This window comes from Microbacterium sp. zg.Y909, from assembly GCF_024626565.1.
In genome coordinates, this window is sequence record NZ_JANJFJ010000326.1 from 1 (window position 1) to 5,015 (window position 5,015).

General features: G+C 68.4%; 7 protein-coding genes, 1 tRNA gene and 1 pseudogene. 3 read left to right on the forward strand and 6 right to left on the reverse strand.

Going from position 1 to position 5,015, the window contains the following annotated elements; genetic code table 11:
- The first annotated feature begins 281 nt into the window (after positions 1-281).
- Positions 282-578 (forward strand): hypothetical protein, encoded by a 297-nt coding sequence (locus NQ160_RS18285; RefSeq protein ID WP_257516556.1) that lies wholly within the window; start codon positions 282-284, stop codon positions 576-578.
- 15 nt (positions 579-593) lie between these two features.
- Here the strand turns inward: NQ160_RS18285 and NQ160_RS18290 are convergent, their stop codons facing one another.
- The 4 genes and pseudogenes from NQ160_RS18290 to NQ160_RS18305 form a co-directional block, all read right to left on the reverse strand.
- A complete protein-coding gene (locus NQ160_RS18290) occupies positions 594-998 on the reverse strand; it encodes an arsenate reductase ArsC (protein WP_257516557.1) in 405 nt (134 codons plus the stop codon).
- A 51-nt stretch (positions 999-1,049) separates the two neighbouring features.
- The gene (gene arsB, locus NQ160_RS18295; protein WP_257516558.1) at positions 1,050-2,153 is read right to left on the reverse strand and encodes an ACR3 family arsenite efflux transporter; all 1,104 of its coding nucleotides are present in this window, start codon (positions 2,151-2,153) and stop codon (positions 1,050-1,052) included.
- Positions 2,150-2,497 carry a hypothetical protein gene (locus tag NQ160_RS18300; RefSeq protein ID WP_257516559.1) on the reverse strand — a complete coding sequence of 116 codons (348 nt, stop codon included), beginning with the start codon at positions 2,495-2,497 and terminating at the stop codon, positions 2,150-2,152. The genes arsB and NQ160_RS18300 overlap by 4 nt, the downstream gene beginning before the upstream one ends.
- A pseudogene (locus tag NQ160_RS18305) lies at positions 2,494-2,694 on the reverse strand (flavoprotein); the annotation flags it as partial. The gene NQ160_RS18300 and the pseudogene NQ160_RS18305, both read right to left, overlap by 4 nt.
- 122 nt (positions 2,695-2,816) lie before the next feature.
- Here NQ160_RS18305 and NQ160_RS18310 point away from each other — a divergent pair.
- Positions 2,817-3,173, forward strand: a complete 357-nt coding sequence (locus NQ160_RS18310) for an ArsR/SmtB family transcription factor (protein ID WP_257516560.1) — start codon at positions 2,817-2,819, stop codon at positions 3,171-3,173.
- A gap of 73 nt (positions 3,174-3,246) precedes the next feature.
- Here NQ160_RS18310 and NQ160_RS18315 read toward each other — a convergent pair.
- Both NQ160_RS18315 and NQ160_RS18320 read right to left on the reverse strand, forming a co-directional pair.
- Positions 3,247-3,322, reverse strand: a tRNA-Thr gene (locus NQ160_RS18315).
- 90 nt (positions 3,323-3,412) lie between these two features.
- Positions 3,413-4,360 carry a DsbA family protein gene (locus tag NQ160_RS18320; protein WP_257516561.1) on the reverse strand — a complete coding sequence of 316 codons (948 nt, stop codon included), beginning with the start codon at positions 4,358-4,360 and terminating at the stop codon, positions 3,413-3,415.
- A gap of 201 nt (positions 4,361-4,561) precedes the next feature.
- Between NQ160_RS18320 and NQ160_RS18325 the strand changes: the two genes are divergently transcribed.
- Positions 4,562-5,015, forward strand: a 454-nt coding sequence (locus NQ160_RS18325) for an ABC transporter ATP-binding protein (protein ID WP_257516063.1), incomplete at its 3' end; no start/stop codon positions are given.

The window sequence follows — 5,015 nt, forward strand, 5'->3', positions numbered from 1 at the left end:
ACGACCTTTGGGCGGCGGTCAACGGACCGGAAGTCCGTCATGAGTCCGAGGCGAGCCCCCCGGAGGTTCTCGCGGATTTGCGGACGCAGCTGAAGCGTCTTCTCGGGCCGCTGGCATGATCACAGCACGGGCCGCGATGGACCTGGCCGGGGCGTTCCGCCTCGGCGACGACATCGATGCCGCGTTCGAGTACGGCCTCTCACTGCTGCACGTGGCATTGACCGCGTGAGCTGGATCTGTCCCGACACACGGCAGACGCCGCGACGCCCCACAATGGGGGCGTGGAAACCGAACCCCTCATCGATGCCGTCGACTTCGCATCCGACGAGCCGACGTTCCGGGTGCGCTTCTGGCGACGACCGAGCCGTGCCGGGTGGGCGTGGAGCACCGAGGACTGGCTCCTCACCAGGGCCGAGGACGTGGCCGAGGCACTGGGCTGGGCGCGAGCGCGTCTGCACGACGGAGACCGCTTCGAGATGCACGTGGTCAGCGCCGACGGGCAGCACATCCGCGTGTTCGGGTCCCCACCGGAGGACACCTTCACCACCGTCGAGGTTCTGCTCACGACCGAGGAGTGACGCCGCGCAGCGGGCTCAGACCAGCTCGCTCACCAGCTGCTCGATCCGCGCGCGGATCTCGTCGCGGATCGGACGCACCGACTCGATGCCCTGGCCGGCGGGGTCCTCGAGCTTCCAGTCCTCGTAGCGCTTCCCCGGGAAGATCGGGCAGGCATCCCCGCATCCCATCGTGATGACGACGTCGGATGCCTGCACGGCCTCAGTGGTGAGCACCTTCGGCTGTTCTGCGGTGATGTCGATGCCCACCTCCGCCATCGCCTCGACGGCGATCGGGTTGATCTGCTCGGCGGGCATGGACCCGGCGGAGCGCACCTCGATGCGGTCGCCGGCGATGTCACGGAGGAACCCGGCTGCCATCTGGGATCGGCCGGCGTTGTGGACGCAGACGAAAAGGACGGACGGCGTGGTGTGGGTGGTCATGGTGATTCCCGGTGAGAGATAGCGGTCAGGTCAGGTGGTCGGCGACGACGATCACGGGGTCACCCGTTCGCCGGTCACCGGGTCGGTGCGGAACCAGGCGCGCGCCGCCCACAGCGAGACGTACACCAGCCCGACGAGCACGGGGACCTCGATCAGCGGGCCGACGACACCGGCGAGGGCCTGGCCGGAGGCGGCGCCGAACGTGCCGATGGCAACGGCGATGGCGAGCTCGAAGTTGTTGCCGGCCGCCGTGAACGCCAGGGTGGACGAGCGGGCGTAGGTGAGGCCCAGGGCCTTGCCGGTGAACAGCCCCGCGAACCACATGACCGCGAAATACATCAGCAATGGCAGCGCGATGCGGGCGACATCGCCGGGGTGGGCGATCACCTGCTCCCCCTGCAGGGCGAACAGCAGCACGATGGTGAACAGCAGGCCGTACAGGGCCCAAGGTCCCACACGCGGCAGGAAGGTGCGCTCGTACCACTCCCGCCCCTTGCGGCGCTCGCCGATGAGGCGCGATGCGAATCCTGCGACGAGGGGGATGCCGAGGAAGATCAGCACGTTCAGGGCGATCTGCCCGACGGAGATCTCCAGCCCCTGCGTATCCAGCCCCAGCCAGCCGGGCAGCACCGTCAGGTAGAACCAGCCGAGCAGCGAGAACGCGACGACCTGGAACACCGAGTTGATGGCCACGAGCACGGCGGCCGCCTCGCGGTCACCGCACGCCAGGTCGTTCCAGATGACGACCATGGCGATGCAGCGCGCGAGGCCGACGATGATGAGCCCCGTCCGGTACTCGGGGAGGTCCGGGAGGAACACCCACGCGAGGGCGAACATCAGCGCGGGACCGGCGATCCAGTTGAGCACCAGCGACGAGACAAGCAGCTTCTTGTCGCCGGTGACCGCGGCGATCCTGTCGTAGCGGACCTTCGCGAGCACCGGGTACATCATCACCAGCAGCCCGACCGCGATCGGGATGGAGAGCCCGCCCACTTCAAGCGTGACCAGCAGATCCGATACGGCGGGCACGAACTGACCGAGCAGCAGGCCCGCGACCATGGCCAGACCGATCCACAGCGGCAGCCACCGGTCGAGCGTCGACAGACGGCGCGTGGGCGACGGGGCCGTCGCGGAGGTGCTCGTCGCGGTGGTCATGCGGGTGGCACCTCGCGCGACGCGGCATCCTGATTCGACATGCGTCCATCGTGACAGTTCTGAAGCCAGCCGTCGTCGACCAGGTCCCGTCCCGCCGGCGTGGCGACGTATCCGTCGCCGTGACGGCTTATCCACCCGAGGTTCTCCAACCGCCACACGACCTGCGACGCCATGCGGGGCAGCCCGTCCTTCTGGCGCTCGGGCATCGACGGCTGCGCCGCCGCCCACTCCACCGCGATCTCGTCGACGGTGATCGGTCCGCACGCGGCGATGATCTGCAGCACGCGCCGGCGCACGCCGGTGAGATGCCGGCGGACGTGGGTCTGCTCTGACGGACCGGTCACGAGCAGCACCCGCCGCCGGCGGTCTGATCGGTGGAGCAGACGCCGGTTGGGGGCAGCACCAGCTTCACCTGAGTGGCGGCGGCGGTGTCGCCGGCGGGCCACGCGACGACCGAGCGCACCTGCTCATACCCGGTGGCCGGCAGGAACGTGGGCGCACGGCCGTAGGACTTCATTCCGACGATGAAGAACCCCCTCTCGCTCGTCGCGGCACGGGGCGACAGGTCCAGCAGTGTCACGGGTCATCTCCGAGGCATCGACAGCAATCGATATAGTCCTATCCGACATATCGATGCTTGTCAATATTTGCTAGTGTCGATGCATGGCCACCGTCCTCAACGCATCCGAAGTCAGTGCTCCGTCCTGCACGGGCACCCTGTCGCGTGAGCCGATCTCGGCAGCCGAGGCAGAGCGCCTTGCGACCATGATGAAGGCCTTGGCCGACCCGGCTCGACTGCGACTGCTGTCGATCGTCGCGGCATCCGAGGGCGGCGAAGCCTGCGTCTGCGACCTCATCGAGCCCGTCGGGCTCAGCCAGCCCACGGTGTCGCACCACCTGAAGGTCCTCACCGCGGCGGGCTTTCTCAGCCGCAGCAAGCGGGGCACGTGGGCGTACTTCTCGCTTGTGCCCGGTTCGCTCGAGCGCGTGGCAGAGGTCTTCGCCGCGGGCGGTCGCTAGGCTCGCGTCTCGTCTGCAGATGTGCGCGATCCTCGCGGATGCCGATGCCATCGACCAGCCCAGAGGTGGAGTGTGGTGCCGGCTACAGGACTTGAACCTGCAACCCCCGTATTACAAGTACGGTGCGCTACCAATTGCGCCAAGCCGGCTGGTGCCCGGCTCCGCAAGGAGCGATGGGCCACACAAGTCTAGAGCGTCTCGACGCGGCATCCTCGCGCCGACGACGCGCCGCTGCCGGTCTACGGGGTGGGCGCCGGCGCGGGAGACGGCGAGCCCTGGTAGTACGCGTCACTCGCGAGCGTCATGACGAACTGGGCGAATTCCGCCGGGTCGTCCAGTGCGCCGACGTACGGCTCGCCGTTGACGAGCACGGTGGGCGTGCCGGTGAGGGCGAGGTTGTCGGTGCCCGGAATGCGCTTCAGTGCACCATCGGTGGCTTCGCGCACCCACGAGGTGAAGCGCCCCTCTTCGATGCACGCGCGCACGTCCTTCGGCGCGTCCACGCCCGATGCCTGAGCCAGGTCGGCAAGCTCCTTGTCGGACATGCCGGCGTCGTCCACGCCCGGCTGCTTCGTGAGCAGCTCGTTGGTGTAGGAGAAGAAGGCCTCTTGCGAGTGCGTCGCCACGCACGCCGCTGCACTGGCGGCGCGGAGGGAGTACTTGGTGCCGTTCGACTTCGCGCTCAGCATCGCCACCGGGTGGTAGGTGAGGCTCGCAGAGCCGTCTTCGACCCACGCGGCCAGCTGCGCCATGTTGGCCATCTGGAAGGTGCGCGACCCCTCGGACAGGTAGTCGACGTAGACCCGGATGTCGACGGCGGCGTCGCCCTCGGCCGGGGCGGTCGCTTCGGGGGCGGCGGGCTCCGCCGGCTGCGCCGTGGCCTCTGCAGTCGCGGCATTGGTGTCGGGCACCTGCGCCGTGCCGATGGCACCCGCCACCGACGAGATCGCGAATCCGTTGTCGGTGACGTTCTCGGGCGCCGCCTGCGGCTTCGAAGCGTCCGACGAGAAGGCCCACACGAGGGAGACGGAGATGACGGCAATCAGCGCGAGACCCACCGCGGCCATCAGCGCTCGCTGCACGATCCTCATGCGCGTCTGCCGCGCCCGCACCTGCTGCGCCTTTTCGCGCACCGCTTCGCGCGCGTCGCGCCGGGCGGGGGCGTTCGAGGATTCGTCGCTGGACATGGAGACCTTCTAAAAGAATGCGGCCGGATGTCCGGCTGATGCCACTCGGGGTGCGCGGCTGTTCCGATGCTAGTCAGAGTGCCTGGGAAAAACCCAGACGTGGCATACTGAACGCACGCCCGATGACGGGCGCGCGGGCATCCCCCCGCTCATTCACTACGGATCGTCCGGCACGTACCTGCCGGTGAAGGAGAAGAGACCATGGCGTCCGTCACATTCGACAACGCAACGCGTCTGTACCCGGGGGGCACGCGCCCCGCTGTGGACAAGCTCAACCTCGAGGTCGCTGACGGCGAGTTCCTCGTTCTCGTCGGCCCGTCGGGCTGTGGCAAGTCCACGTCGCTGCGCATGCTGGCCGGCCTCGAAGAGGTCAACTCCGGCCGCATCCTCATCGGTGACCGCGACGTCACCGACGTGCCGCCGAAGGACCGCGACATCGCGATGGTGTTCCAGAACTACGCGCTGTACCCGCACATGACGGTCGCCGAGAACATGGGCTTCGCCCTGAAGATCGCCGGCGTCGGCAAAGAAGAGCGCGCCGCCCGCGTGCTCGAGGCCGCCAAGCTGCTCGACCTCGAGGAGTACCTGACCCGCAAGCCGAAGGCACTCTCGGGTGGTCAGCGTCAGCGTGTCGCCATGGGCCGCGCCATCGTGC

Excerpts from the sequence above, each read along its gene's own strand:
- NQ160_RS18290 (WP_257516557.1), bottom strand. The coding sequence starts at position 998 with ATGACCACCCACACCACGCCGTCCGTCCTTTTCGTCTGCGTCCACAAC.
- NQ160_RS18310 (WP_257516560.1), top strand. The coding sequence starts at position 2,817 with ATGGCCACCGTCCTCAACGCATCCGAAGTCAGTGCTCCGTCCTGCACG.
- NQ160_RS18320 (WP_257516561.1), bottom strand. The coding sequence starts at position 4,360 with ATGTCCAGCGACGAATCCTCGAACGCCCCCGCCCGGCGCGACGCGCGC.
- arsB (WP_257516558.1), bottom strand. The coding sequence starts at position 2,153 with ATGACCACCGCGACGAGCACCTCCGCGACGGCCCCGTCGCCCACGCGC.